Below are 26464 nucleotides of genomic sequence, written 5' to 3'. Positions count from 1 at the left end.
AGAAAAACAGTATTTTTCAAACCACCAGTTGAGGATTTCTCGGCTGGTGGTTTTACATTTCCCATCAAAATACCGATATGGAGGAAATCTATATGAGTCGATTTTATAACAACTGCGTAGACGAAGCCAGCTTGACTACCCTCTGCCCGATTTGTCTGGATTCCTTTCAGGGGGCAAAGGGCGTTCGCGTCCGGCGCGCAGACCCTAAGCAGAAGATCAAGGATGTCTGCACCTACTGCCAGATTCGCTATGGTTTCGATTATTATGTACAGCCCGATAAGAACGCTGGGCAGTATGTGAAGCGAGGCCATTTCGATGATGAATCTGAATGCGCTTAAGATCGACCCGGAGTTTCAAGGCAAGATCCCGCCCCTGAATTTTGAAGAAGAACAACAGCTTGAGCAGAATATTCTCCACGAAGGGCGGCTGCTGAATCCCATTATCATCTGGAATGGCTTTATTCTGGACGGGCATACCCGCTACCGCATCCTGCGGAAGCATCCGTTCATCGCCTACCAGATACAGGAGATCGAACTGGATAACCGTTACGCGGCTCTTTCATGGATCTGCCAGAACCAGCTTGGACGCAGAAATCTTGACCCAGAACGAAAGAAGTTTCTGATGGGCAAGCTGTATGAATCCGAAAAGCTGGCACGGGGCGGCTCCAAAGAGCGGGCACACGATGAGAACGGACGGTTCACCTCAATGGTTCAAAATGATCCATTGAGGGCAAAGCAGCTCTCCACCTGTGAGCGCATTGCCGCACAAAACGGCGTTGGGGCGGCTACCGTAAAGAGAGCAGAGAAGTATGCCAAAGGCGTAGACGCTGCGGAAGATGCAGTCCCCGGTGCAAGAGAAGAAATCCTGACCGGGCGCATCAAGGCAACGGATGCAGAAATCACCGCCTTGGCAAAAACGCCAAAAGCAGAAATCCCTGCGGCTCTCGCAGAATTGCGGAAGCCAAAGCAGGAACGTCAGCCCCGAAAAGCCGAAACATCTTCTTCAAAACAAACGCTTTCTGAAATCAGCAAAAGCATCCAAGGGCATCAACGCCAGCTTACTGCCGAAGAAAAAACTTCTCTGAAAGCATCCATCGACAATCGCTATCAGGAACGGGCCGTTGCAAACGGCTCCCTGATGATGTGCGAGGTACAGGGTGCGAAAGAGGACTTCATTCGCCGCTGGAATAGCATTTTCAAAGAATACCCGGATGTTTTTGAAGATTCGGACTGCCGCAAGATCATTCATGACTTGACCGAAGATGCCGTACAGTATCTTCTGAAAATAAAGGAGAAAACGCTATGATGCTTTCTAACCTGAACCTTTCCAGCCTGCCGGAGTGCAACTTCGAGGTGCGGTACGTTGACAGCGTTCTGCTGAACCCCTGCGCCGAATATCAGCGGCTGCTCCGCATGGGCAAGGTTGCAAAAATTGCAGCAAACTTTTCGGAGTACATCGCCAATGAGCCGAAAGTCAGCTACCGGGATGGCCGCTACTTCGTCTTTGATGGTCAGAACACCATTGAGGCACGGAAAACGTGCAACGGTGGGCGTGACCTCCCGATTCGCTGCAAGGTCTTCTACGGCCTTTCTAAAGAGCATGAAGCTCTGCTGTTTGCTGTGCAGACAGGCATTTCCAGCGAACTGACCGCTGGTGAACAGCTTCGTGCCAAACTGGTGGCACACGAAGAAAACGCCTGCGATTTTGTTTCGGTAACGGAGGACACAGGCATTCGGTTTGCACTGGATGGGATTCGCGCTCCATGGAAAATCTACTGCATCCGTTCGGCCTACTACATCTACAAGAGCTACGGCACAGCCCTCTACCATGAAATGCTGAGTGTTCTCGTAGATGCGTGGGGCGGCGATTCTGATTCCTTCCTGTCGGGCATCCTGCAGGGCATGGTTCGCTTTGTGGCTCTGTATCAGGGCGAATACAGCCGGGAACGGCTGATTCTCCGGCTGCGCACAGTGCATCCCAAGACCATCACCCGGTTGGCACAAAACGACACTGGCAATGTGGCAGACCGCCACATGAAACAGATCCTGTCCATCTACAACGGTGCTGGCCGTACCCATAATTTGCCCTGCAAGCGGTGATGAACATGATTCCAGTCAACCGAAAGTTTCTGCGCGGTGATATTTACTACGCCAATCTGGAGCCGCACCTTGGCTCCGAGCAGGGCGGTATCCGCCCTGTGGTCGTGGTGCAGAACAACACCGCAAACTGCTATTCGCCCAACCTCATTGTTGCGCCTGTTACATCCAATACTGCAAAGAAGCCCGATCACCAAGCCCACGTTCTTGTGGACGGTAATCGGGCTTTTTTACAGCCCTCTATGATCTTGGCAGAATCTGTCCAGACTATCAGCAAGGGACGGCTGATCCGCCCGATGGGGCGGTTGAGCATCCCGGAACTCATTCGGCTCAATTATGCGCTGCTCTATCAGCTCGATCTGAACGAATGGGTATGGAGAAAGGAGGCCTATGAACGCTATCTGCGATACCACCGCTAAATCCGAAACTCTTTCCGTCAAAGGCTGCAAAGTCAAGATCACCTATGCGTCTGCGGATACGGACTGTCTGGATGCGATCCAGAAGCTGCTGCAAACCACCATCCTGCGCACGGCAGGGCACACCGCTGCCTGACATCCTTGTGTTCCTTGAATGCGTGAGATAAGATAAAATCGAACTGAACCTTGAAAACAAAATATGGACGAAACACGTTTGATTTTTCCTTTCTCACTCAAAGAAAGAGAGATTGAAATGAAAAAACGTGTCTATACCTTATACCGTGTTTCGACAAAGGGACAGGTCGAGAAAGACGACATCCCCATGCAGAAAGAAGCCTGCCGCAACTTTGCAGAAAGTCAGGGCTGGGAGATCGTCAAGGAGTTTTCCGAGAAAGGCGTTTCCGGCTTTAAGAAGTCTGCCAAAGACCGTGATGAACTCCAGAAAATCCAACAGGCCGCGATGGAGGGCAAGTTTGACATCCTGCTGGTGTTCATGTTTGACCGTCTCGGTCGCCGTGATGATGAAACGCCCTTTATCGTGGAATGGTTCACGAAGCAGGGCATCGAAGTCTGGAGCGTGAACGAGGGACAGCAGCGATTTGACACCCATGTGGACAAGCTGATGAACTACATCCGCTACTGGCAGGCATCCGGCGAAAGTCTGAAAACCTCTGTCCGTACCCGCACAAGGCTGGAACAGCTCACCGGGGAAGGCCACTATACAGGCGGCACCGTGGCTTTTGGCTACAAGCGTGTCCGCCTTGGCCGGGTGAACAAGAAGAATCAGGAAGTCTGCGACCTTGTGATTGATGAAGCGGAAGCTGAGATCGTCCGGCTGATTTTCCACAAGTACGTTTACGAGGGCTACGGCGCACAGAAGTTGAGCCACTATCTTTATGAACAGGGAGTCGTAGGACGGAACAACAAAAATATCCCCAACACCAGCATCGTTCGGATGATAAAGAATAAAGGATACACGGGGTACCTCATCAACGGTGCGGTGGAGACGGAGTGTCCGCAGCTCCGCATCATCGAACCAGAGCTGTTCGAGCAGGCACAGGAACTGCGGCAGGCACGCACCTGTGAGCGTGGCGGCACTTCACTGGGCACCAGTTCCAAAGCTCTGTTGACCGGGCTAGTTTACTGCGGTCACTGCGGCAACCGCCTGAGCCTGACCAGCAGCGGACGGACACACACCTACGCCGATGGGCATACGGTGAAAGAAGTCCGGCCCCGGTATAGCTGCTTTTATAAGATTCGGCATCCGGGTGACTGCGATGGGCAGTCCGGCTACGGTGTTTCCAAGCTGGATTCCATTGTGGAAGAAGTTGTCCGGCAGATCTTCGCACAGTTCCGGGAGGTTTCCCGGAAGAAGCTGCTGGAATCGGTCAAGACCAACGATGCCGCTCGCATCCAGAAGAAGGTCAAGAAAATCCAGAAAGACTTGGAAGCCAAGCAGAAAGAGCTGGACGACCTGAAAGCCGAAACCATTCTGGTCATTCGTGGCGTAAGTGCTTTGGACAAAGAACTGCTCGGCACACTGGTGGTCGAAGCAAAAGATGCACTGGAAACCCTGGAAAAGCAGCTCGTGCAGGCACAGGAAGAATACGAAGAAGCCACCAAAACGGCAAAGCGTAGCAACTACATCTGCAACGAGCTATTTACATGGGCGGATGTTTACGACACCGCCAACCACGATGAACGCCGCGCCATTTTGCAGCAGTTCATCAAGAAGATTCGCGTCCGAAAAGACTATGAGATCTCGATTACGCTGAACGCCAGCTTCAATCAAGTGGAGCAGCTCAAGGCTGTGTCAACCTACGATGGTGCGGAGATTTTTGAAGAAATTTCCGAGAAGGGGGCATAAAAGCGATGCACTTGCCCGCAGCACTCTGCAAAATGCAAAGAAAGAAGCGTGAAACCGATGGATTTTCAAAAAGTACATGGATGACCCCGCCCGGTTCGCATCCGACTTCAGGGTTCAGAGCCCGGCACGGTCTGCCAAAGTTTTTCAGGCATAAAAAACGCCGCATCGTACAAAACGATGCGGCAAATTGGTGGACCTAGAGGGATTCGAACCCTTGACCTCTCGGATGCGAACCGAACGCTCTCCCAACTGAGCTATAGGCCCATATTTAGGGGCGTGACGCGGTTGGGCGACCAACCGACATACTCCCCATTTGAATGCCCACAACTCCGTGGGGCACAAAAGCGATACGCTTGCACTCCCAGCTGAGCTATAGGCCCATATTTAGGGGCGTGACGCGGTTGGGCGACCAACCGACATACTCCCCATTTGAATGCCCACAACTCCGTGGGGCACAAAAGCGATACGCTTGCACTCCCAGCTGAGCTATAGGCCCATATTGACAAGATGATTTGCGACGCTGTTAGTTTACCTCTTTTTGGAGAGTTTGTCAAGGAGTTTTGTGAGGCGGCGAAGGAAAGGGGATGAAAATGGTTGTAATTTCCGGAAAAGTGCGGTAAGCTGGAAGCAAGTCCAATCAAAACTGTACGGCCCCGGCGGGCCGTCAAACCGGAAGTGAGGAGAACCAGGATGCTCAAACAAAGTCAGATCGACCTCTGCGGGCGGGTGGATTTTACCCGCGAAGTGCCACTGCTGGGGCGGGATGAGGCGTTTTCGTTTGCCTGCGCGGGCTGCGGGGATTGCTGCAGGGGCGGGAGGACATCGTGCTGTCCGGATTCGATCTGTGGCGGATCGCGGCGCGGCTGCGGCTGCCGACGCGGACGGTGGCGCGGGCGTTCTGCAAGGCGTCCATTGGGCAGGTGAGCCATTTGCCGGTGCTGCGTCTGGCCCCGGTGAAGGAGAACCGGAACAACTGCCCTTTCCTTACGGGAGACCACTGCGCCATCCACGATGCCGAACCGCTGGTGTGTGCTCTGTACCCGCTGGCGCAGGAGATCAGCAGGAAAGGACAGGTGAGCTATTTTCTGCAGCCAACCGGCTGCGGCGGGCAGGTGATCGAGGCAAGGGTGGAGGACTATCTTGCTCGTTACGATGTCCCGGCCCGGGAACAGACCGATGTGCGCTGGGCGCAGACCTGCCTTGCGTTGGAAGACCGGGTGGAGGCGCTGGAAGCGCTCTTTGAACCGGTCTTCCTCCGGCGGATGCAGCAGAAATTGTGGCAGGCGCTCTATTATCAATATGAGATCACGCAGCCGTTTCTGCCCCAATTGGAGAAAAATCTCGTCTGGCTGGAGGCGGAATTCGAAAAGCTGTCCGCGCTGCAACGGCGCAGGAACGCGCGTTTTGATGAATCCATCGAAAAAATCGAACGATAAAATTACTTCCATCGATAACTTGGGCTGCGGACGGATTGTATTCGGGCAGGAAATGTGCTATACTTCACGAGTGTAAAGCGGACGTGAAAAGCCGCTTGAGAAAACGCTTTCCTGCGGCATCCTGTGGCCGCGAAACGGAAATTGAGGGAGTAATCATTATGCGTAAAATCACTCGTCGTTCGTTTCTGGCTGCTGCCGCTGCCTGCGGCGCAGCTGCTGCCCTGACTGCCTGCGGCGGTTCCGCCTCCAGCGCAGCCTCCTCCACGGCTTCGTCTGTGGCTTCCACGGCCGCTTCGGCCGCAGCTGACGGCAAGAGCTATACCATCGGCATCTGCCAGTTGGTGCAGCATGCCGCTTTGGATGCCGCTACGCAGGGCTTTGAAGACGCCCTGACCGAGCAGTTCGGCGACAACGTGAAGTTCGATTTCCAGAATGCACAGGGCGATTCCGCTACCTGCGCTACCATCACCAACGGCTTCGTTTCCTCTGGTGTGGATCTGATCATGGCCAATGCTACGCCCGCTCTGCAGGCTGCACAGTCTGCTACCGACAGCATTCCGGTGCTGGGCACCTCTGTTACCGAGTACGGTGTGGCTCTGGGCCTGACCGATTTCGACGGCACCGTGGGCGGCAACATTTCCGGCACCTCTGATTTGGCCCCGCTGGATCAGCAGGCTGAGATGATCGTGGAGTGGATGCCGGAGGCCAAGAAGGTTGGCCTGCTGTACTGCTCTGCTGAGGCAAACAGCCAGTATCAGGTGGATGAGGTCCAGAAGTATCTGGAGGAAAAGGGTGTCACCGTTACCCAGTACGCTTTCTCTGATTCCAACGACCTGTCCTCTGTCTGCCAGAAGGCTGCCGACGAGAACGACGCACTGTATGTGCCCACCGATAACACTGTTGCTGCAAACACCGGCATTGTGGACGGCATCTGCCGCCCGGCCAAGAAGCCCGTGTTCGCTGGCGAAGAGGGCATCTGCGCCGGCTGCGGCGTGGCTACCCTTTCCATCAGCTACTACGATCTGGGCTACACCACTGGTGAGATGGCAGTGAAGATCCTGAACGGCGAGGCTGATATCTCCACCATGCCCATCGAGTACACCGATGTGACCAAGAAGTACAACAAGACGATCTGCGACGATCTGGGCCTGACTGTTCCCGACGGCTACGAGGCCATCGAGGGGTGATCCGCACAGCGGGCGGCAGAGCAAAGGCTCCGCTGCTGCGGAAAACAGGATAAAATACAGCGGAGGAGAGCGGAAAACGCGCTTCTCCGCTTTTCCCGTGTGAACGCGGGAACGAAAAAAGTGTATCGTTTGGAGGTTTTATTTTGGAACTGCTTGCTAGACTTGCCAATCTGCCCGGTGCGCTGCCCGGCGCCTGTGCACAGGGCCTTATCTGGGGTATCATGGCCATTGGCGTGTACCTGACCTACCGTATTCTGGATGTGGCCGATCTGACCGTGGACGGCTCCTTTGGCACCGGCGGTGCAGTGTGCGTCATGTGCCTGCTGTCCGGTATGAACGTCTGGGCGGCGCTCTTCGTGGCGCTGCTGGCGGGCCTTGCCACTGGTCTGGTCACCGGCCTGCTCCATACCTTTATGGGCATTCCGGCCATCCTTGCCGGCATCCTGACCCAGCTTTCGCTGTATTCCATTAACCTCAAAATCATGGGCAAGGCCAATCAGGCCATCAACGTGGACAAGTACAACCTGTTGATCTCCCTGCGCTGGGTCAAGGAGTTCGCTCTCCACAACCCTATCGTTATGATCATCATTGTCACAGCGGTGCTGATCGGCATTCTGTACTGGTTCTTCGGCACCGAGCTGGGCTGTGCCATCCGTGCCACCGGCTCTAACCCCGCCATGTCCCGTGCGCAGGGCATCAACACTAACTTCAATATCGTGCTGGGTCTGGCTGTGTCCAACGGTCTGGTGGCGCTGTCTGGCGCTCTGCTGAGCCAGTATCAGGGCTTTGCAGATGTCGGCATGGGCCGTGGCGCGATCGTCATTGGTCTGGCTGCTGTCATCATTGGCGAGGCTCTGTTCAGCCGCATCTTCCACAACTTTGCACTCAAGATGGTTTCTGTCTCTCTGGGTGCCATCATCTACTACATTGTCATCCAGCTGGTGCTGACTCTGGGTTTCGATGCCAACCTGCTCAAGCTGCTGAGCGCTTCTGTGGTGGCTGTTTTCCTTGCCGTGCCGTACTGGAAGGGCAAGTACTTCTCGAAGCCGGTGAAGAAGGCAAAGGAGGATGCAAAAAATGCTTGAGATCCAGAATGTTTCCAAGACCTTTAACGCTGGCACGGTCAACCAGAAAACTGCCCTGAACGGCCTGAACCTGAAGCTGAACGAGGGCGATTTCGTTACCGTGATCGGCGGCAACGGTGCAGGCAAATCCACCATGCTGAACGCAGTTGCCGGTGTGTGGCCGGTGGACGAAGGCAAGATCATTATTGACGGTGTGGATGTGACCCGCCTGAGCGAGCATCAGCGTGCCGCTTACATCGGCCGCGTGTTTCAGGACCCCATGACCGGCACTGCTGCCACCATGCAGATCGAAGAGAACCTTGCCCTGGCTGCACGCCGCGGCAAGCCCCGCACCCTGCGCATTGGCATTACCAAAGCAGAGCGCGAGCAGTACCGTGAACTGCTCAAGACGCTGGATCTGGGTCTGGAAGACCGCCTGACGGCCCGTGTGGGCCTGCTTTCCGGCGGTCAGCGTCAGGCACTGACCCTGCTGATGGCTACCATGAACAAGCCCAAGCTCCTGCTGCTGGACGAGCACACCGCTGCGCTGGACCCCAAGACCGCGCTCAAGGTGCTGACCCTCTCGGCCAAAATCGTGGAGGAAAACCATCTCACCACCATGATGATCACCCACAACATGAAGGATGCCATTAAGTATGGCAACCGCCTGATCATGATGTACGAAGGCCATATCATCTATGATGTTTCCGGTGAGGAAAAGAAGAACCTGCACGTCTCCGACCTGCTGGCAAAGTTCCAGATCGCCAGCGGCGGCGAGTTTGCAAATGACCGCATGATTCTGTCCTGATTTGATTCTGAAGAAGGGGCGTCCTGCCTGTGCATGGGTGGGACGCCCTTTTTCTGCGCCCAGATTGCAATCATAAGAAAAAAAGTGTACAATAAGGGTAGATTTTATGATTTACACGAAAGGAGGAAACCGGATGAGTCGCGAGATCGTAAACAGTGTGCTGCTGTTGTGGGGCAGTCTGTTCTGTGCGGTGTCGAGTCTGTACTTCTGGATCACAAAAAATTATCGGACGGAGAAGCGAGGCTGGATCTACCGGATGCAGGTCTCGACATCGGTGCTGCTGTTCTGCGATGCGATGACGAACCTGTTCCGGGGCAGGCCGGACCTGCTGGGGTTCTGGATGGTCCGTATCAGCAATTTTTTCAACTTTTTTCTCGTGGAGCTGACGCTGCTGCTTTTTCACTATTACATCTGCGCAATGCTCCTGACGCCGGAAGAAAACGCAGCCCTCAAGCGGGTGAAGGTGGTGCGGGTCATTTGCTGTGTGGGCCTTGCGCTGGTGGTCGTATCGCAGTTCACCGGACTGTACTATACGTTCGATGCGTCCAATGTCTACCACCGCACTGCAGGGTATCCCATTTCCATGATCGTTCCGGTGGTGGCCATGGCGCTGGACGGCAGTCTGCTGCTGCAATACCGGGCGCGCATCAGCCGGGGCATGTTTCTGGCGACGGGGTCCTATCTGGTGCTGCCGCTGCTCGCGATCTCGATCCAGATCGTGCACTATGGCCTGGCGCTGGTCGATCTGGCCATCGGCGTTGCAATGGTCCTGATGTTCCTGGTCTCCATCAAGGAGCAGAACGAAGAGATGCTCCGGCTGGAAACGAGCCGGGCGCATCTGGCGGAAAAGCTGGACATCGCCACGGTGCTGAACCGCTGCGTCGAGAAGCTCTCCGGCGGCGGGCACGATCTGGACAAGGCGACCCATGACCTGCTGGGCGTCATCAATGATTATTTTTGTGCAGACCGCAGCTATGTTTATGAGCTGAACGCAGCCCACGGCATCGCTGTGAACACCCACGAGTTCGTCCGGGACGGTGTGAGCGCCGAAAAGGACAACTTGCAGAAAGTTCCGGTGGAGATCATTGCCTCCTGGCTGGAGGCCTTTGAACGGGACGGGATCTATTTCATGGAGGATGTCGGGCAGATAAAAGGCACGGAGCTGTACGCGATGATGCAGCGGCAGAATGTGCAGCGCCTGCTGGCGGTGCCACTGCGGCGGGAAACGCGCATCATCGGCTTTCTGGGCGTCGATAACCCCAGAGAACATTCGCATGACCCGACGCTGCTGTCCTCCCTCCAGTTCTTCGTCACCAACAGTCTGGAACAGAAAAAGGTGCAGGAAAAGCTGTATCGCCTGAGCTATCGGGATACCCTGACCGGGCTGGACAACCGCAACCGGTATATGGAGCTGCTGGAGGCAGGGAAGGAGAACGCGCTGAAACAGGTGGGCGGCATTTACATGGATCTCAACGGCCTGAAGCGCTGCAACGACTGCTTCGGCCATGCAGCGGGCGACGCCCTGATCTGCCGTGCAGCTGATGCGCTGAACGATGTGTTCCCCGGTGAAGCCTGCCGCATCGGCGGGGACGAGTTCGTGGTCATCTGCTGCCCGGTCACGCAGGAAACATTTGAACAGCAGGTGGAAGCTCTGCGGGCGGCACTGGTCCGCCATCAGGTGGATGCAGCCATCGGCTCGTTCTGGCAGTCGTTGGTCGAAGACCTGCCCGCCTTCCTCCGCGAAGCCGACGACCGGATGTATAGGGAAAAGGAACGCCAGAAGCGCGCAGCGCGGCCCTCGGTTTAGGCGGACCGTTCTGGATACAATAATAAATAAGCAGCGCCCGCCGGGAGATCTCCTGGCGGGCGCTGCTGTGTTCAGAGGAACGTTATTTTTCTTGTCTTACTTTGCGGCATCCACCAGCACACCAAGTGAAGAATGATAAATTGGTGTCAATTTGTGACGCTGACGGCATAAAAAACCGGAAACCAACGTACAGCGGTCGGTTCCCGGCAGACGGAAGCGCTGAGGCGAAACTCAACGCTTGATATCGTAGTTCATGTTCATCAGATTGCGGATAGTGCTCACATCATCGGTGATGTTGGCATCGCCGTGGATGGTGTGCTTGATGGCACTGCTTGCCACCGCAAAGTTGATCATATCCATGGCTCTGTAGTTGTGCAGCATGGCGTAGATCAGGCCGCTGGCAAAGGCATCGCCGCCGCCCACGCGGTCAAGGATATTAAAGGTGAACAGCTTGCTCTCGAAGGTGTGGCCATCGTACCACATGAAGGCCTTCAGGCTGTTCTCGCTGCCGCTGTGCGCATAACGCACATGGCGGGCAATGCACTTGAGGTTGGGATACCGCTCGATGAAGTGCTGGAAAATCTCGTCCTGCTGCTCATAGCTGGGCTGCAGAGGCACGCCGTCCTTCCAGTCGCCCTTGGAGTGGTCGCTCTCATCCTTCCACAGGTGGTACGGCTCAATGCCAAGCAGCACATCCACATAGGGCAGGCACTCGGTGCAGAAATCGCGGGCTTCTTCCCAGCTCCACAGGGTGGAGCGGAAATTGCCGTCGAAGCTGACGGTCAGGCCCTTGTTTTTGGCGACCTTGAGCATATCCAGAATGAGGGTGCGGCAGTTGGGTGCCAGTGCCGGGGTGATGCCGCTCAGGTGCAGCCAGTCGTAGCCGTCCAGCAAAGCATCCAGATCCACCTGAGAGAAATCGTACTCAGTAATGGCACTGTGCTTGCGGTCATAGATGACCTTGGACGGGCGGATGCCGTAGCCGGTCTCCAGATAATAAGTACCCAGACGGTTGGAAGGAGTCTCGTTCGGCTCGGTCAGGATCATAGGGGTGCAGTGCACGTCGTTGGAACGCAGCCATCGCACGGCGCTCTTGCCCAGACTGTTGTTGGGCACCACGCTGAAGAAGGTGCTGTCCACACCAAGGTTCGCCAGTGCCAGTGCAATGTTGGCCTCGCTGCCGCCGTAGCTGGCCTCAAAGCCGGATGCCATACGGATCTTCTCGTAGTTCGGCGGGGTCAGGCGCAGCATGATCTCGCCGCAGGTGATGAATTTCTGGCCGGTGGTATCGTTGCCAAGGATCGGGTTGAAATGTTCCATAACGCTCCTCCTAAAAAGTCGTTGCTTTATACCGTAACGATGTGAGAACACATTGTTGTATCCATTATACCGCACCCCGAAGCAGATAGCAAGCAAATGCCGCGGATGAAAAGAGAAAATAAGCGGGGATTTTTGGCGGTTTTGACGAACCCTCTCCGTCGGCGGTGCCAACTCTCCCGAAGGGCGAGGCCAACCTCTCAGTCTGCTTCGCAGACAGCCTGTTCTCAGAGGGCAGTTTTTTCTTCGTACAACCTCTCAGTCGGGCTTACGCCCGCCAGCTCCCCTGGTAGGGGAGCCACTGGCGAGCCGGTAGTGGCCGTGCTGGACGAGCGAAGTTTTTCGCGTCCGGAAACGACCGGGCTCCGCGGTTGAGATTCACGGCTGTTTGCCAAGCGCCCTTTATCAGAGCATTGTTCCGCTGTTGCTGCCCATTCGGACAGGGCCCGGCGCTTTGCGCCCAATTGGGCCCAAGCGAACAGCAGGGCCTACCCGGCCTGCCAAGGGCTCCCCCTTTGGGGGAGCTGTCACCGAAGGTGACGGAGAGGGTCACACCCCCGTCAGATCAAAGCTGGGGGTATACTCTTCCTTCGCGCTGCTCTTCTGCTGCATGTAGCCCTGCGCCAGTCCCTTGTCCATGGCATAGTTGACCACCCGGCGGTATTCATAGGTGGTAATGCGCCGTCCGATGCCGTGCTCTGCGGCTTTGTAAAACGGTGTGTACTGGCTCATGACGCTGGGGATGAAGCATCCGGGGTCTGCATCGTTCCACGCGGCCATCTGGTCAAGCACCGCAAAGCTGTCGTCAACATGGCCGGGCAGGGCAAGGTGCCGCAGAATGACCCCCTTTTGCAGGATGCCCTCTGCATTGAACACCGGGTGCCCGGCCTGTGCCATCATGGCTTCGATGCCGGGTCTGGCCACCGCAAAGTAATCCGGCGCGGCCGAAAGCTCGGCGGACAGGGCAGGGGAGAAGTACTTCAGGTCGGCCAGCCAGATGTCGATATACCCCCGCCAGCGCTCAATGCTCTCCAGCGTCTCGTAGCCGCCGGTGTTGCATACGATGGGGAGGTGCAGCCCCTGCGCCCGCGCCAGGTCGAGCGCCGCAATGATCCAGGGCCGCCACTGGCCGGGCGTGACCAGATTGATGTTGTTGGCACCCTGCTCCTGCAGATTCAGGAAAATCTCTGCCAGATGTTCCACGCTGATCTCCTTGCCAAGGCCCTCGGCGCTGATGGGATAGTTCTGGCAGAAGCAGCATTTGAGGGTGCAGCCGGAAAAGAACACCGTGCCGCTGCCCTTTGTGCCGCTGATGCAGGGTTCTTCCCAGAAATGGAGGGCGGCGCGGGCGGCTTTCAGCGCACCGCCTGCCCCGCAGAAGCCGACCCGCCCGGCGGCGCGGTCCGCGCGGCACTGCCGGGGGCAAAGCGTACAGGTTTTGGGTGCGAAGTTGGTGGTTTTGGGCATACTATCCAAGTCCTTTGCGAAAGTTTTGAACAAATTGCTCGCTTCTATTATACCATTTTTGGGCGCAGTTGTGGTATACTATGGTTGAATATTTCATGCGATGAAAGAATACTGCATAATTTGGGGAGGACGCTATGCGCACTGAAAATGAGGAGATCCGAGACCACCTGAAATATCTGGCCCTGCTGGCGCGGGATTATCCTTCGCAGGCGGCGGCAGCCAGCGAGATCATCAGCACGCAGGCACTGCTCAAGCTGCCCAAGGGTACCGAGCACTTCATGAGCGACCTGCACGGCGAGAACGAGGCCTTTGTCCACATCCTGAACTCGGCGTCCGGCGTCATCCGCGAAAAAGTCGATATCGTGCTGGGCGATACCATCCCGGAGGCGGCCCGCGCCGAGCTGGCAACGCTGATCTATTACCCCAACGAAAAGCTGCCCCAGCTCAAGGCACGCTGTACCAGCGAGGAAGCGCTGGATCAGTGGTACACCGAAACGCTGCTGAGGCTCATTGATATCTGCCGTCTGGTGTCCTCCAAGCATACCCGCGACCATGTACGCAGATGCCTGCCTGCCAGCTGCGGCTACATTCTGGACGAGCTGCTCCACGCCCATTTTGAGGATCACGACAAGGATCTGTACTACGGCCAGATCGTGGGCAGCATCATTGAAAATGGCCGCGCCGACCGCTTTATCGTGCGGCTGTGCGAGCTGATCAAGCATCTGGCAGTGGACAAGCTGCACATCGTGGGCGACCTGTTCGACCGCGGCCCACGCCCGGATATCATCCTCGATCTGCTCATGCGCCACCACAATGTGGATATCCAGTGGGGCAACCACGATGTAGTATGGATGGGTGCCGCTGCGGGCAGCCCCATCTGCATCTGCACGGTGCTCAAGACCACGCTGGCTTATCATAACCACGGAATGCTGGAGGACTGCTACGGCATCAACCTGCGCCATCTGCAGCGCATGGCCGAGCAGTTCTACGGCAATGATGATCTTTCCATCTGGATGCCTCATACCGATGCAGCCCGCGGCCCCTATACGCCCGGTATGCTGCACCGCTGTGCCGTGATGCACAAGGCCATCAGCATTCTGATGTTCAAGCTGGAGTGCCATGTCATCGACCGCAACCCCGATTTTAAGATGAAAGGCCGCGGCTTCCTCCGCCACATCGACTGGGAGAAGGGGACCGTCACCGTAAACGGCAGTTCATATCCCCTGCGGGATACGAGCTTCCCCACCGTAGACCCCGCCGACCCCGCCCGGCTCAATCCGGACGAGCAGGTGGTGCTGGACAAGCTGGTGCAGTCCTTCCGCCAGAGCGAAAAACTGCAGCAGCATGTTGAATTTCTCTATGCAAAGGGCAGCGTGTACCACATTGAGAACGGCAACCTGCTCTACCATGGCGCTGTGCCCATGACCAGCCGCGGCACCTTTGCCATGGAGCGCTTTGAGGGCCGCTACTACTCCGGCCGCGCACTGATGGACTACTGCGATGCCCGCGCCCGCCGGGGCTACTTTGGCCCGGAAGGCTCTCTTGCGCGCCAGAGCGGACAGGATTTTTTGTGGTATCTGTGGTGCGGCAAGCTTTCGCCGCTGTTTGGCCGCAGTGCCATGACCACCTTCGAGCGGCTCTATGTAGAGGACGCTTCCACCCACACCGAGGTGAAGGACCCCTATTATACATGGTATAACGATGAGGCCGTCTGCCGCCGCATTCTGGCCGAGTTTGGCCTGCCCGGTGCCAGCCACATCGTCAACGGCCACGTGCCGGTGCGGGAAAAGAACGGCGAAAGCCCCATCAAGGGCGGCGGACGGCTGGTGGTGATCGACGGCGGTTTCTGCCGTGCCTACCACGAAAAGACCGGCATTGCGGGCTACACGCTGGTGTATTCCAGCCGCACCATGTCCCTGCGCACCCATCAGCCCTTTGAAAGTGCCGAGAAAGCGGTGAAGGATAATCTGGATATCATTTCCCAGAAAAACATTCTGGAGACCGAAAATCATCGCATTCTCGTGGAGGACACCGACGAGGGCGAGGTGCTGCGGGAGCGTGTGCATGACCTGAAACAGCTGGTCAAGGCCTATCAGTTGGGCTGGCTCAAGGAGACACATTGCGAAGACTGCGTCTGGTAAAGGCGGCCTGCTTCGTGCAGCCTGACAAGATTTTTGTAAAATTTTTGAAAAAACAAACAAAATAACTGAATATCTGCGCTTTTTCTGGGCAAAACAGAAAATAATCCCTGCTGTGCAAATGGGTCTTTGCTTTTTGGCCGAAGTCGTGTATAATAAGATAGCATATCTTGAGAGCGTATGCCCAATGGAGTGCATCGGATTTTATTGTGACGAGAAACAAAAGCCCTTTGGGGGCGCACACGCAAGCCCCACGACAAGGAGATCATAAAATTGGAGAAATTTGTTATTACGGGCGGCAAGCCCCTGCACGGCGAAGTTACCATTTCGGGTGCCAAAAATGCGGCGGTGGGCGTCCTGCCTGCAACCATTCTGGCAGCGGATGTCTGTGTGATCGAGAATCTGCCGGATATCAGTGATGTGGCGGTGAGCCTGAAGATCCTCAGCGTTCTGGGCGCACAGATCAAAATGATCAACCGCAACACCTACGAGATCGACACCACCCATCTGACCGGCACCAACGTCCCGGACGACCTGTCCCGCCAGATGCGCGCCAGCTACTACTTTCTGGGCGCACTGCTGTCCCGTTTTGGCAAGGCTCAGGTGGCCATGCCCGGCGGCTGCAACCTCGGCCCCCGCCCCATTGACCAGCACCTGAAGGTGTTCAGTGCTCTGGGCGCAGAGGACAGCGTGGACTACGGCATGATCACCGTGCGCGCCAAGGAGATGAACGGTGCACACATCTTCTTTGATAAGGTCAGCGTGGGCGCTACCATGAACGGTATGCTCTCCGCTGTAATGGCCAAGGGCCAGACCATTCTGGAAAACTGTGCCAAGGAACCCCATGTGGTGGATCTGGCAAACTTCCTGAATATGTGCGGTGCGAACATCCGCGGCGCAGGCACCGATGTGATCAAGGTGCGCGGTGTGGAAAAGATGCACGGCTGCACCTACAGCATCATCCCGGATCAGATCGAGGCTGGCAGCTACATGGTGGCTGCTGCTGCCACCGGCGGCGATGTTCTGGTGAAGAACGTCACCCCCAAGCATCTGGAACCCATTACCGAAAAGCTGCGCCGTGCAGGCGTGGAGGTGGAAGAATTTGACGATGCTGTGCGTGTGCGCCGCACCGGCGATATTCTGCCGCTGAAGATCAACACGATGCCGCATCCCGGCTTTCCCACCGACATGCAGCCCCTGATGGGCGTGCTGCTGAGCGTGGCCAAGGGCACCAGCACCGTGACCGAGAGCGTGTGGGACAACCGCTTCCGCTATGTGGACGAGCTGCGCAAGATGGGTGCCAACGTGCAGGTGGACGGTCAGGTGGCTGTGTTTGAGGGCGTGGATAAGCTCACCCCTGCACCGCTGCGCGCACTGGATCTGCGTGCAGGCGCTGCCATGGTGGTGGCTGCGCTGATGGCAGACGGCACCAGTGAGATCGAGGAAATCGGCCACATCGAGCGCGGCTACGAGAATATCGTGGAAAAGCTGCGCGGTCTGGGTGCAGACATCAGCAAGGTGGAGCGTATGCCCGCTGCACTGGAATCGGCCATGTAACGGAATAAACCTCTCCGTCATCGCTGATGTGATGCCGCTTCTCCGGATAGGGGAGCTGGCGGGCGAAGCCCGACGGAGGGGTTGTACAGAGAATCACAGAATTTGAACCAGCCTGCTGCGTCTTTGCAGCGGGCTGCTTTTATGAGGAGACCAATGGCAGAATTCATCTCGTTATATTCGGGTTCCTCCGGCAACAGCAGTGTGGTGCGCTGCGGGCAGCGGTATCTCATTGTAGATATGGGAAAAGGCGTCCGCACCACAGGTGCGGCCCTCAAAGCGATGGACCTGAATATCAGCGACTGTGCGGGAATCCTTGTCACCCACGAGCACAGCGACCATGTGAAGGGGCTTTCCACCTTCCTCAAAAAGAACACGCTGCCAGTGTACGGTGCAGCGGCAACGCTGGATTTTCTGGACAGCAACGGCATCGTGCCCGTTTCGTGCGAGATGCACAGCGTCTCCGGCGGGGAAGAGGACATCGGCGATTTCGGCGTCACGGCTTTTCCCACCAGCCACGATGTGCCCTGTGTGGGCTACCGCATCCACACCCCGGACGGCAAGACCATGACCATTGCAACCGACCTTGGTGTGCTCACGCCGCCGGTGCACGAGGCGCTTTCCGGCTGCGACCTTGTGGCACTGGAGAGCAACTACGACCTGCACATGCTGCGCAGCGGGCCGTACCCCTATTACTTACGGGCACGCATTGAAAGCACCCGGGGCCACCTTTCCAACGACGAGTGCTCGGCAAAGCTGCTGGAACTCATTCAGGAAGGGTGCAAAAAGTTTGCGCTGTGCCATCTTTCGCAGGAAAATAATACCCCCATGCTCGCGCTGCAGACGGTCTTCAACACCTTTGGTGCAGCCGGTGTCATCCCAGAAAAGGACTGCGTCGTCCAGACCCAGCGGCGGAATGAGGTTAGCCCGGTACTGGAATTTTGAGAAATAACGTTAGAAAAACACCGAAAAATGGCCCAACTGATGCACTCTGCCGCGATTGGATAGAAGATGAAATCCAAGAAAATGAAGGAAATTCAAATTTCCTTGAAAAAACTTGTAAAAAAGTGTTGACATCCACCCCGGTGTATGGTATTATACTTGAGCGCCAAGCGCTGAGACAAAAGAATGACTTCTGAAGTCCCAGCTGAGAAGCGAAAGAAAAGAACCAATAGACGCCGAGAAGTTCCGGTTTGTTCCGAGAAACTTGAAGCGATCCAAGTTCAAAACGTTCGAAACGCTTCGAAAAAAGTGCTTGACAAAAAATCACTTCTGTGATAAAATGATTAAGTCGTCAGCCGGTCGGCTGAGGCGCATAGGACCTTGAAAATTGAACAATATCGAAAAACTTGTAACGGAACCTATTTTCGTGTTGGAAAAACACGGTAAACAATTCCAAACAAAGTAATTCACACAGGACGCAAGCGATTGTGTGCTGAGCGAAGAAGATTTAACACTTTTTAAGTGATAAATATCATTTATAAAGAGTTTGATCCTGGCTCAGGACGAACGCTGGCGGCGCGCCTAACACATGCAAGTCGAACGAGAGAGAAGGAGCTCGCTTCTTCGATCGAGTGGCGAACGGGTGAGTAACGCGTGAGGAACCTGCCTCAAAGAGGGGGACAACAGTTGGAAACGACTGCTAATACCGCATAAGCCCACGGCTCGGCATCGAGCAGGGGGAAAAGGAGCAATCCGCTTTGAGATGGCCTCGCGTCCGATTAGCTAGTTGGTGAGGTAACGGCCCACCAAGGCGACGATCGGTAGCCGGACTGAGAGGTTGAACGGCCACATTGGGACTGAGACACGGCCCAGACTCCTACGGGAGGCAGCAGTGGGGAATATTGCACAATGGGGGAAACCCTGATGCAGCGACGCCGCGTGGAGGAAGAAGGTCTTCGGATTGTAAACTCCTGTTGTTGGGGAAGATAATGACGGTACCCAACAAGGAAGTGACGGCTAACTACGTGCCAGCAGCCGCGGTAAAACGTAGGTCACAAGCGTTGTCCGGAATTACTGGGTGTAAAGGGAGCGCAGGCGGGAAGACAAGTTGGAAGTGAAATCTATGGGCTCAACCCATAAACTGCTTTCAAAACTGTTTTTCTTGAGTAGTGCAGAGGTAGGCGGAATTCCCGGTGTAGCGGTGGAATGCGTAGATATCGGGAGGAACACCAGTGGCGAAGGCGGCCTACTGGGCACCAACTGACGCTGAGGCTCGAAAGTGTGGGTAGCAAACAGGATTAGATACCCTGGTAGTCCACACCGTAAACGATGATTACTAGGTGTTGGAGGATTGACCCCTTCAGTGCCGCAGTTAACACAATAAGTAATCCACCTGGGGAGTACGACCGCAAGGTTGAAACTCAAAGGAATTGACGGGGGCCCGCACAAGCAGTGGAGTATGTGGTTTAATTCGACGCAACGCGAAGAACCTTACCAAGTCTTGACATCCCTTGACAGACATAGAAATATGTAATCTCTTCGGAGCAAGGAGACAGGTGGTGCATGGTTGTCGTCAGCTCGTGTCGTGAGATGTTGGGTTAAGTCCCGCAACGAGCGCAACCCTTATGGTCAGTTACTACGCAAGAGGACTCTGGCCAGACTGCCGTTGACAAAACGGAGGAAGGTGGGGATGACGTCAAATCATCATGCCCTTTATGACTTGGGCTACACACGTACTACAATGGCGTTAAACAAAGAGAAGCAAGACCGCGAGGTGGAGCAAAACTCAGAAACAACGTCCCAGTTCGGACTGCAGGCTGCAACTCGCCTGCACGAAGTCGGAATTGCTAGTAATCGTGGATCAGCATGCCACGGTGAATACGTTCCCGGGCCTTGTACACACCGCCCGTCACACCATGAGAGCCGGGGGGACCCGAAGTCGGTAGTCTAACCGCAAGGAGGACGCCGCCGAAGGTAAAACTGGTGATTGGGGTGAAGTCGTAACAAGGTAGCCGTAGGAGAACCTGCGGCTGGATCACCTCCTTTCTAAGGAGTCAGGCAGGAAGGAAGCATCGAAGATGGTTTCTTCCTGGAACAGGTGACAGAGACAAGTAGAGTAGATATTGTTCGATTTTGAGGGCCCTGAAAAGGACACTCAAAGACGTACCTTGAAAACTGAATAATAACTGCGAAACAAAGATTATAGTAAGTTCTTTTTAAGAAATATTGCAATTTCAAAAGGAAGGGTAACAATAATCTTCGTTGGCAAGAGAGAATCAAGAGGATACCAAATGTTCCAAGAGAACGTTTGAAAGGTCAAGCGAACAAGGGCGCAGGGCGAATGCCTTGGCACTGGGAGCCGATGAAAGACGTGATAAGCTGCGATAAGCTTCGGGGAGCTGCAAATAAGCATTGATCCGGAGATTTCTGAATGAGGAAACTCACCTGGGTTCATACTCAGGTACGTTATACTGAACTTCAAAATAGGTATATCGAGGGAACCGCCTGAACTGAAACATCTAAGTAGGGCGAGGAAGAGACATCAAACGAGATTCCGTAAGTAGTGGCGAGCGAACGCGGAAGAGGGCAAACCGAGAGTAGAAATACTTTCGGGGTACGGACTGCATTTAGGACTTAAGTTGTTAACCGAACGGCATGGGAAGGCCGGTCAGAGAGTGTGAGAACCACGTAGGTGAAAATGACAAGAGCTGAGCAAGTTCCAGAGTACGGCCAGACACGTGAAACCTGGTCGGAATACGGGGGGACCACCCTCCAACCCTAAATACTACCCAGTGACCGATAGCGTATAGTACTGTGAAGGAAAGGTGAAAAGCACCCCGGGAGGGGAGTGAAAAAGAACCTGAAACCCTGTGCCTACAAGCACCTAGAGCACGTCAATGTGTGATAGGGTACTTTTTGTAGAACGGTCCGGCGAGCGATTGTATGCAGCAAGGTTAAGGACTTAAGGTCTGGAGCCGAAGCGAAAGCGAGTTTGAAAAGGGCGTTAAGTTGCATATAATGGGCCCGAAACCGGGTGACCTACCCATGGTCAGGTTGAAGTGGAAGTAAAATTCCATGGAGGACCGAACCGACCTCCGTTGAAAAGGCGGCGGATGAACTGTGGGTAGCGGAGAAATTCCAATCGAACCCGGAGATAGCTGGTTCTCCCCGAAATAGTTTTAGGACTAGCCTCAAGTTAGATACCTGGAGGTAAAGCACTGAATAGCCTAGCGGCCGAGAGGTTAGCGAAGCTTATCAAACTCAGAATGCCAGAGTATTGATGCTTGGGAGTCAGACAGTGTCAGATAAATGTCATTGTCAAAAGGGAAACAGCCCAGATCTACAGCTAAGGTCCCAAAGTCAGGTTAAGTGGAAAACGATGTGAAGATACGTAGACAACCAGGATGTTGGCTCAGAAGCAGCCACTCATTCAAAGAGTGCGTAATAGCTCACTGGTCGAGCGTCTTTGCGCGGAGAATTTAACGGGGCTAAACCTGACACCGAAGCTTAGGCAATACAGCAATGTATTGGGTAGGGGAGCGTTGTATACGCGGTGAAACAGTAGCGCAAGCGGCTGTGGAGTGTATAGAAGTGAGAATGCCGGAATGAGTAGCGCGAATGCAGTGAGAATCTGCATGGCCGAAAGCCTCAGGTTTCTGGAGGAAGGTTCGTCCGCTCCAGGTCAGTCGGGAGCTAAGGTGAGGCCTAACGGCGTAGCCGATGCACAGACGGTAGAGATTCCGTCACCACCAAAAGAGTTAAACACAGGGACACATATGAAGTCTCGGAGCCGGGTGTTGGTTCCGGTAGCGATCGAGGGAAGTTAGTACCGAAGTCCGAGATGGAAGATGGCGAGAAAAGCTGTGTGAATTTCTGCGGTGCCCGTACCGCAAACCGACACAGGTAGGTAGGAAGAAGATTCTAAGGCCAACGGGAGAAGGGTTGTTAAGGAACTCGGCAAATTGACCCCGTAACTTCGGGAGAAGGGGTGCTGCAGCAATGCAGCCGCAGAGAATCGGCCCAAGCAACTGTTTACCAAAAACACAGGTTTGTGCTAAATCGAAAGATGACGTATACGAGCTGACGCCTGCCCGGTGCTGGAAGGTTAAGAGGAGATGTGCAAGCATTGAATCGAAGCCCCAGTGAACGGCGGCCGTAACTATAACGGTCCTAAGGTAGCGAAATTCCTTGTCAGGTAAGTTCTGACCCGCATGAAAGGCGTAATGATTTGGGCACTGTCTCAACAGCCCGCCCGGCGAAATTGTAGTACCGGTGAAGATGCCGGTTACCCGCGACAAGACGGAAAGACCCCATGGAGCTTTACTGTAGCCTAATATTGGGTTTCGATGTTGCATGCACAGGATAGATGGGACTCAGGGAAGTGATCGCTTTGGCGGTCATGGAGAGGACGTTGGGATACCATCCTTGCGATATTGGAATTCTAACCTGCGCCTTTGAATCAAGGCGGGGGACATTGTTAGGTGGGCAGTTTGACTGGGGCGGTCGCCTCCTAAAAAGTAACGGAGGCGTTCAAAGGTTCGCTCAGCTTGAACGGAAATCAAGCAAAAGAGTGCAAACGCAGAAGCGAGCCTAACTGCGAGACTGACGGGTCGAGCAGTAACGAAAGTTGGAGTTAGTGATCCGGTGGTATGTGAGTGGAAATGCCATCGCTCAACGGATAAAAGTTACCCTGGGGATAACAGGCTGATCTCCCCCAAGAGTCCACATCGACGGGGAGGTTTGGCACCTCGATGTCGGCTCATCGCATCCTGGGGCTGTATTCGGTCCCAAGGGTTTGGCTGTTCGCCAATTAAAGCGGTACGCGAGCTGGGTTCAGAACGTCGTGAGACAGTTCGGTCCCTATCTGTCGTGGGCGCAGGATATTTGATGGGAGCTGTTCCTAGTACGAGAGGACCGGAGCGGACGTACCTCTGGCGCACCAGTTGTTCTGCCAAGAGCATAGCTGGGCAACTATGTACGGATCGGATAAACGCTGAAAGCATCTAAGCGTGAAGCCGACCCAAAGATAAGATATCCCACTGATTTGATCAGGTAAGACCCCTTGAAGACTACAAGGTTGATAGGCACGATGTGTAAGTGGAGCGATCCATTCAGCAAGCGTGTACTAATAGGTCGAGGGCTTGACCACAATTCGCTTGAGACTCTGAGAGTCAACGAAAAAATGTGAGCAGTGATTATTCAGTTTTGAAGGTACGTCCTTCTAAAAACACTGGACGAACAGTAGACCGTATGGTATACTGAACCAGTCATATGGTCGGTGACGATGACGGTGAGGTCCCACCTGTTCCCATTCCGAACACAGTAGTTAAGCTCACTCGTGCCCAAGATAGTTAGCTGGAAACGGCGCGTGAAAATAGGTAGTCGCCGACTTGATCGAAACGCTCTAAGAGAAATCTTAGGGCGTTTTTTGTTGCAGAGAGAAGGAGAGAAACATGAGAACAACGCATGTCGTCGTTTTGCCCTATGATCCCAAATGGAAAGAGGATTTTTCCGCGATCCGGGCGGAGCTGGAAGACGCGATGGGAGAGCTGGCTCTGCGCATCGAACATGTGGGGAGCACCTCCGTGGAAGGAATGTCGGCAAAGCCCTGCATTGATGTAGACGTGGTCATCCCGGACAGGACATGCCTGAAGGCGGCCATTGAGCGCCTTGCATCCATTGGATACGTGCACGAGGGAAATCTCGGCATTGAAGGGCGGGAAGCCTTTTGCTATACCGGCAAACCGCATTTGCAGCTGCATCATCTGTATGTCTGCCCGGCAGATTCCGAAGAACTGCGCCGTCATATCACGTTCCGGGAATTTCTGCGCCAGAATCCGGACGCTGTGAAGTGGTACAGCAGCGTAAAAGAACAGGCTGCACGGCGTTTCCCCGATGACATCGAACGGTATCTGGAATATAAGTCTCCGTGCATTGCGGAGCTTTACCGGATGTGCGGTCTGGAAGAGTGAAACAAAAACCGCCCCGCCGCTGGGAGTGCATCCCAATGCGGCGGGGCGGTCGTGCTTTCAGGGCAGGCTCAGCGCTTTGAGACAGCTCTGCGGTAGACGACGAAGGCGATGGCGGCAGAGCAGGCCTCCGTGATCCAGAAGGCGTGCCAGACGCCGGTGGGGCCAAGGGTGCGGCAAAGCACCCAGGCCAGCGGCATAATGAAGAACACATAGCGGCAGAGGGAGATGACCAGCGAGGGCACCCCCTTGCCCAGACCCTCCAGCGCGCCGGAAGAGGTGGTGGAGACTGCCGAGACAACGAAGCCCAGGCAGATGATGCGCAGGGCCGTGGTGCCGATGGCGATGGTCTCCGGGTTGGAGCTGAACAGGCCGATGAGGGAGCCGGAGATGGTCAGGCAGAGGACGGTGCCAACGGCCATGATGGCGGCGCTCAGGCCCAGCGTCAGGTTGTAGAGCCTGGCGACGCGGCCATGCTCCCTTGCACCGTAGTTATAGCCGACCAGTGGGCGCATACCCTGTACGATGCCGTTGGCGGGCAGATACAGGAAGGTCTGCAGCTTGTAGTAAATGCCCAGCACCACCACGTAGCTCTGGGAAAAGCCCGCCAGCAGGCCGTTCAGGAAGGTGACCAGCAGAGATGGCAGGGCCAGATTGAGGATGGCCGGCACGCCGATGGCATACAGTTTGCCGTCCAGTGCGGGATCAAAGTGCAGATGCCTGCGGCGCAGCCGGACCGGGAGGTCGGAGGTGGCGTAGCAGTAGAGGTAAATGCAGAGGGTGACGAGCTGGCCGAGGTTTGTGGCCAGCGCTGCACCCGCAATGCCCATGGCAGGCACCGGGCCAAGGCCGAAGATGAGCACCGGGTCCAGTGCAATGTTGCAGATGCAGCCTGCGATCAGCGCGATCATCGTGGTGTTCATCCGGCCTACGGCCTGGAACATCTTCTCGAAGGCAAGGTCGGCCATGTTGACGATGGAGAACAGGAAGACGATGGTGGCGTAGAGAACACCCATCGAGACCAGCGACTCATCCGAGGTGAACCGGCGCAAAAAGCCCGGCATGATGGCGATGCCCGCCACGGTGCACAGCAGGCCGTGCAGGATCGAGAGGGCCATGCCGTGGGTGGCGGAGATGTCCGCCTTTTCGCGGTCGCCTGCACCGAGGTGGAGTGCGATCTGCGCGTTGATGCCGATACCGAAGCCGATGGCGATGGCGTTGGCAAAATTCTGGATCGGGAACACCAGCGACAACGCAGTCATGGCGTCTTCGCTGATGCGGGCCACGAACAGGCTGTCTACAATGTTGTACAGACTGTTCACCAGCATGGAAATAACATTGGGCAGCGCCATGGATACCAACAGCGGCAGCACCGGTCTGGTTTTCATAAAGGTATCGTTCATTTTCTGCTTCCTTTCTGAGGAAATCAAACGGACACGGCCCGCGGTGCCCCCAAAAAGGCGCAAAAAAACGCCGCACAATGGGGCGCTTCCGCGAACCATTGTGTGGCGAAAAGTAGCTCTGAAATGAATGCTGTAAAAATCCACACGATATTTTAGGAACCCTAGAATATCACGTTGGAAGGCGATTGTCAAGAGGGTCAGCCGAAGAGTTTGCTCTTGAGAGAATTGTAAGTGCTGCTCTTCTGGGACTCGTAGGAGGCGAGGGCCTGATCAGCAAGTGCGGTGCTCTGGCCGTTCTCCCGCAGCAGCTTGCGCATCTTGTTCAAGATTGTATTGACCTCGCTGTCGCAAGAGGATTGCAGATTCTTCAGCTCAGAAGACTTGCTCATGACGATGGACAGTTTGCGGGACTGGGTCTGCTCATTGGAAGGCAGAGCGTAGTATTCGCTCTTGGCGGACTGGATGGCGCTGTTCAGTCCGCTCTCAGCGCGGGCCTTGACAGCGTAGAGCTGGTCGATGAGATCCTGCAGCTCAGCATCGTAAGAGGACGGCGCAGCAGTCTGCTCGGTAGAAGCGGCAGTTGTGGTGGAGCTGGAAACAGTCTCTGCAGTGGAAGCAACAGAAGATGCAGTGCTCTCCGAGGAAGCGGCCGGAGTGGTTTCGGGCAGGTTAAAACGTTTCTTCTCCATCTCAGCCAGCGTGGTGTTGCCGGAGATCAGCTCCTCCATCTCCTGATGGGTCAGGGAAGAGAGAAGCTCAGACGTCTGCGCAGCCGTTGCGCCGGTGGCAGTCTTCGTGATGGCAGGCTGAGTGGGAGCGGTAGCAGCCGTGGTAGTACTCTGCTGGGTGGAAGTGGCTTCGGTGGTGCTGCTGGCTGCTTCTTCTGCACAGCCGGTGAGGAGCACGGTTGCGCCAAGGGCCAATGCGGTCAGGGAAATCAGGGCATTTCGGGTACGTTTCTTCATATCAAAACCTCGTGGTAAAATCGTTTTT

20 protein-coding genes, 1 tRNA gene and 3 rRNA genes are annotated in these 26464 nt (G+C 55.4%); 19 read left to right on the top strand and 5 right to left on the bottom strand.

Features of this window, described 5'->3' with window-relative positions; all coding sequences use genetic code 11:
- The first annotated feature begins 92 nt into the window (after positions 1 to 92).
- From ACNQFG_RS12590 to ACNQFG_RS12565, 6 genes are all read left to right on the top strand, one after another.
- On the top strand, positions 93 to 338 hold the full coding sequence (locus ACNQFG_RS12590; protein WP_097783479.1) for a hypothetical protein: 246 nt from the start codon (positions 93 to 95) through the stop codon (positions 336 to 338).
- Positions 316 to 1305: a hypothetical protein gene (locus ACNQFG_RS12585; protein WP_423405152.1), complete on the top strand. Its 990-nt coding sequence runs from the start codon at positions 316 to 318 to the stop codon at positions 1303 to 1305. Before ACNQFG_RS12590 ends, ACNQFG_RS12585 begins: the two co-directional genes overlap by 23 nt.
- Positions 1302 to 2099, top strand: coding sequence for a DUF6551 family protein (locus ACNQFG_RS12580; protein ID WP_423405151.1), 798 nt, complete (start codon positions 1302 to 1304; stop codon positions 2097 to 2099). The genes ACNQFG_RS12585 and ACNQFG_RS12580 overlap by 4 nt, the downstream gene beginning before the upstream one ends.
- A complete protein-coding gene (locus ACNQFG_RS12575) occupies positions 2099 to 2515 on the top strand; it encodes a type II toxin-antitoxin system PemK/MazF family toxin (RefSeq protein ID WP_236132199.1) in 417 nt (138 codons plus the stop codon). Before ACNQFG_RS12580 ends, ACNQFG_RS12575 begins: the two co-directional genes overlap by 1 nt.
- The gene (locus ACNQFG_RS12570) at positions 2487 to 2648 is read left to right on the top strand and encodes a hypothetical protein (protein WP_154244677.1); all 162 of its coding nucleotides are present in this window, start codon (positions 2487 to 2489) and stop codon (positions 2646 to 2648) included. The genes ACNQFG_RS12575 and ACNQFG_RS12570 overlap by 29 nt, the downstream gene beginning before the upstream one ends.
- Positions 2649 to 2765: 117 nt before the next feature.
- Positions 2766 to 4379, top strand: a complete 1614-nt coding sequence (locus ACNQFG_RS12565; protein ID WP_423405150.1) for a recombinase family protein — start codon at positions 2766 to 2768, stop codon at positions 4377 to 4379.
- A gap of 188 nt (positions 4380 to 4567) precedes the next feature.
- Here the strand turns inward: ACNQFG_RS12565 and ACNQFG_RS12560 are convergent.
- A tRNA-Ala gene (locus tag ACNQFG_RS12560) sits at positions 4568 to 4643 on the bottom strand.
- A 560-nt stretch (positions 4644 to 5203) separates the two neighbouring features.
- Between ACNQFG_RS12560 and ACNQFG_RS12555 the strand changes: the two genes are divergently transcribed.
- The 5 genes from ACNQFG_RS12555 to ACNQFG_RS12535 all read left to right on the top strand — a co-directional run bounded on the left by ACNQFG_RS12555 (position 5204) and on the right by ACNQFG_RS12535 (position 10681).
- The gene (locus ACNQFG_RS12555) at positions 5204 to 5815 is read left to right on the top strand and encodes a YkgJ family cysteine cluster protein (protein ID WP_423405149.1); all 612 of its coding nucleotides are present in this window, start codon (positions 5204 to 5206) and stop codon (positions 5813 to 5815) included.
- A gap of 158 nt (positions 5816 to 5973) precedes the next feature.
- Positions 5974 to 7002 carry an ABC transporter substrate-binding protein gene (locus tag ACNQFG_RS12550; protein WP_423405148.1) on the top strand — a complete coding sequence of 343 codons (1029 nt, stop codon included), beginning with the start codon at positions 5974 to 5976 and terminating at the stop codon, positions 7000 to 7002.
- 143 nt (positions 7003 to 7145) lie between these two features.
- The gene (locus tag ACNQFG_RS12545) at positions 7146 to 8087 is read left to right on the top strand and encodes an ABC transporter permease (RefSeq protein ID WP_423405147.1); all 942 of its coding nucleotides are present in this window, start codon (positions 7146 to 7148) and stop codon (positions 8085 to 8087) included.
- Entirely contained in the window at positions 8080 to 8874 is a 795-nt protein-coding gene (locus tag ACNQFG_RS12540; protein ID WP_005939014.1) for an ABC transporter ATP-binding protein, read from the top strand. Before ACNQFG_RS12545 ends, ACNQFG_RS12540 begins: the two co-directional genes overlap by 8 nt.
- A 133-nt stretch (positions 8875 to 9007) precedes the next feature.
- Complete coding sequence (locus ACNQFG_RS12535) at positions 9008 to 10681, top strand: diguanylate cyclase domain-containing protein (protein WP_423405146.1); 1674 nt, start codon at positions 9008 to 9010, stop codon at positions 10679 to 10681.
- A gap of 231 nt (positions 10682 to 10912) precedes the next feature.
- On the opposite strand, the gene ACNQFG_RS12530 is transcribed toward ACNQFG_RS12535, so the two are convergent.
- Together ACNQFG_RS12530 and ACNQFG_RS12525 are read right to left on the bottom strand one after the other, a co-directional pair.
- Positions 10913 to 12001: a sugar kinase gene (locus ACNQFG_RS12530; RefSeq protein ID WP_005945787.1), complete on the bottom strand. Its 1089-nt coding sequence runs from the start codon at positions 11999 to 12001 to the stop codon at positions 10913 to 10915.
- A 546-nt stretch (positions 12002 to 12547) separates the two neighbouring features.
- Positions 12548 to 13465: a radical SAM protein gene (locus tag ACNQFG_RS12525; protein ID WP_423405145.1), complete on the bottom strand. Its 918-nt coding sequence runs from the start codon at positions 13463 to 13465 to the stop codon at positions 12548 to 12550.
- 134 nt (positions 13466 to 13599) lie between these two features.
- On the opposite strand from ACNQFG_RS12525, the gene ACNQFG_RS12520 reads away from it, so the two are divergent.
- The 8 genes from ACNQFG_RS12520 to ACNQFG_RS12485 all read left to right on the top strand — a co-directional run bounded on the left by ACNQFG_RS12520 (position 13600) and on the right by ACNQFG_RS12485 (position 24071).
- Positions 13600 to 15606: a fructose-1,6-bisphosphatase gene (locus ACNQFG_RS12520; RefSeq protein WP_423405144.1), complete on the top strand. Its 2007-nt coding sequence runs from the start codon at positions 13600 to 13602 to the stop codon at positions 15604 to 15606.
- 270 nt (positions 15607 to 15876) lie between these two features.
- Complete coding sequence (locus ACNQFG_RS12515; protein WP_423405143.1) at positions 15877 to 17160, top strand: UDP-N-acetylglucosamine 1-carboxyvinyltransferase; 1284 nt, start codon at positions 15877 to 15879, stop codon at positions 17158 to 17160.
- Positions 17161 to 17313: 153 nt separating this feature from the next.
- On the top strand, positions 17314 to 18102 hold the full coding sequence (locus ACNQFG_RS12510) for an MBL fold metallo-hydrolase (protein WP_423405142.1): 789 nt from the start codon (positions 17314 to 17316) through the stop codon (positions 18100 to 18102).
- The gene (locus ACNQFG_RS12505) at positions 18099 to 18296 is read left to right on the top strand and encodes a hypothetical protein (protein ID WP_423405141.1); all 198 of its coding nucleotides are present in this window, start codon (positions 18099 to 18101) and stop codon (positions 18294 to 18296) included. Before ACNQFG_RS12510 ends, ACNQFG_RS12505 begins: the two co-directional genes overlap by 4 nt.
- Positions 18297 to 18634: 338 nt before the next feature.
- Positions 18635 to 20145, top strand: a 16S ribosomal RNA gene (locus ACNQFG_RS12500).
- A gap of 268 nt (positions 20146 to 20413) precedes the next feature.
- Positions 20414 to 23248 (top strand): 23S ribosomal RNA (locus ACNQFG_RS12495).
- Between the two features lie 125 nt (positions 23249 to 23373).
- Positions 23374 to 23490 (top strand): 5S ribosomal RNA (gene rrf, locus ACNQFG_RS12490).
- The 16S, 23S and 5S rRNA genes sit together here, the layout of an rRNA operon.
- 62 nt (positions 23491 to 23552) lie before the next feature.
- Positions 23553 to 24071 (top strand): GrpB family protein, encoded by a 519-nt coding sequence (locus ACNQFG_RS12485; RefSeq protein ID WP_423405140.1) that lies wholly within the window; start codon positions 23553 to 23555, stop codon positions 24069 to 24071.
- Positions 24072 to 24139: 68 nt separating this feature from the next.
- Here the strand turns inward: ACNQFG_RS12485 and ACNQFG_RS12480 are convergent, their stop codons facing one another.
- Entirely contained in the window at positions 24140 to 25471 is a 1332-nt protein-coding gene (locus ACNQFG_RS12480; RefSeq protein WP_423405139.1) for an MATE family efflux transporter, read from the bottom strand.
- A gap of 197 nt (positions 25472 to 25668) precedes the next feature.
- Entirely contained in the window at positions 25669 to 26436 is a 768-nt protein-coding gene (locus tag ACNQFG_RS12475) for a hypothetical protein (RefSeq protein ID WP_423405138.1), read from the bottom strand.
- Positions 26437 to 26464 lie beyond the last annotated feature (28 nt).

This window comes from Faecalibacterium prausnitzii (assembly GCF_049532945.1).
Classification (GTDB): Bacteria; Bacillota; Clostridia; order Oscillospirales; family Ruminococcaceae; genus Faecalibacterium; species Faecalibacterium prausnitzii_N.
This window is presented reverse-complemented; position numbering and strand designations above follow the sequence as displayed.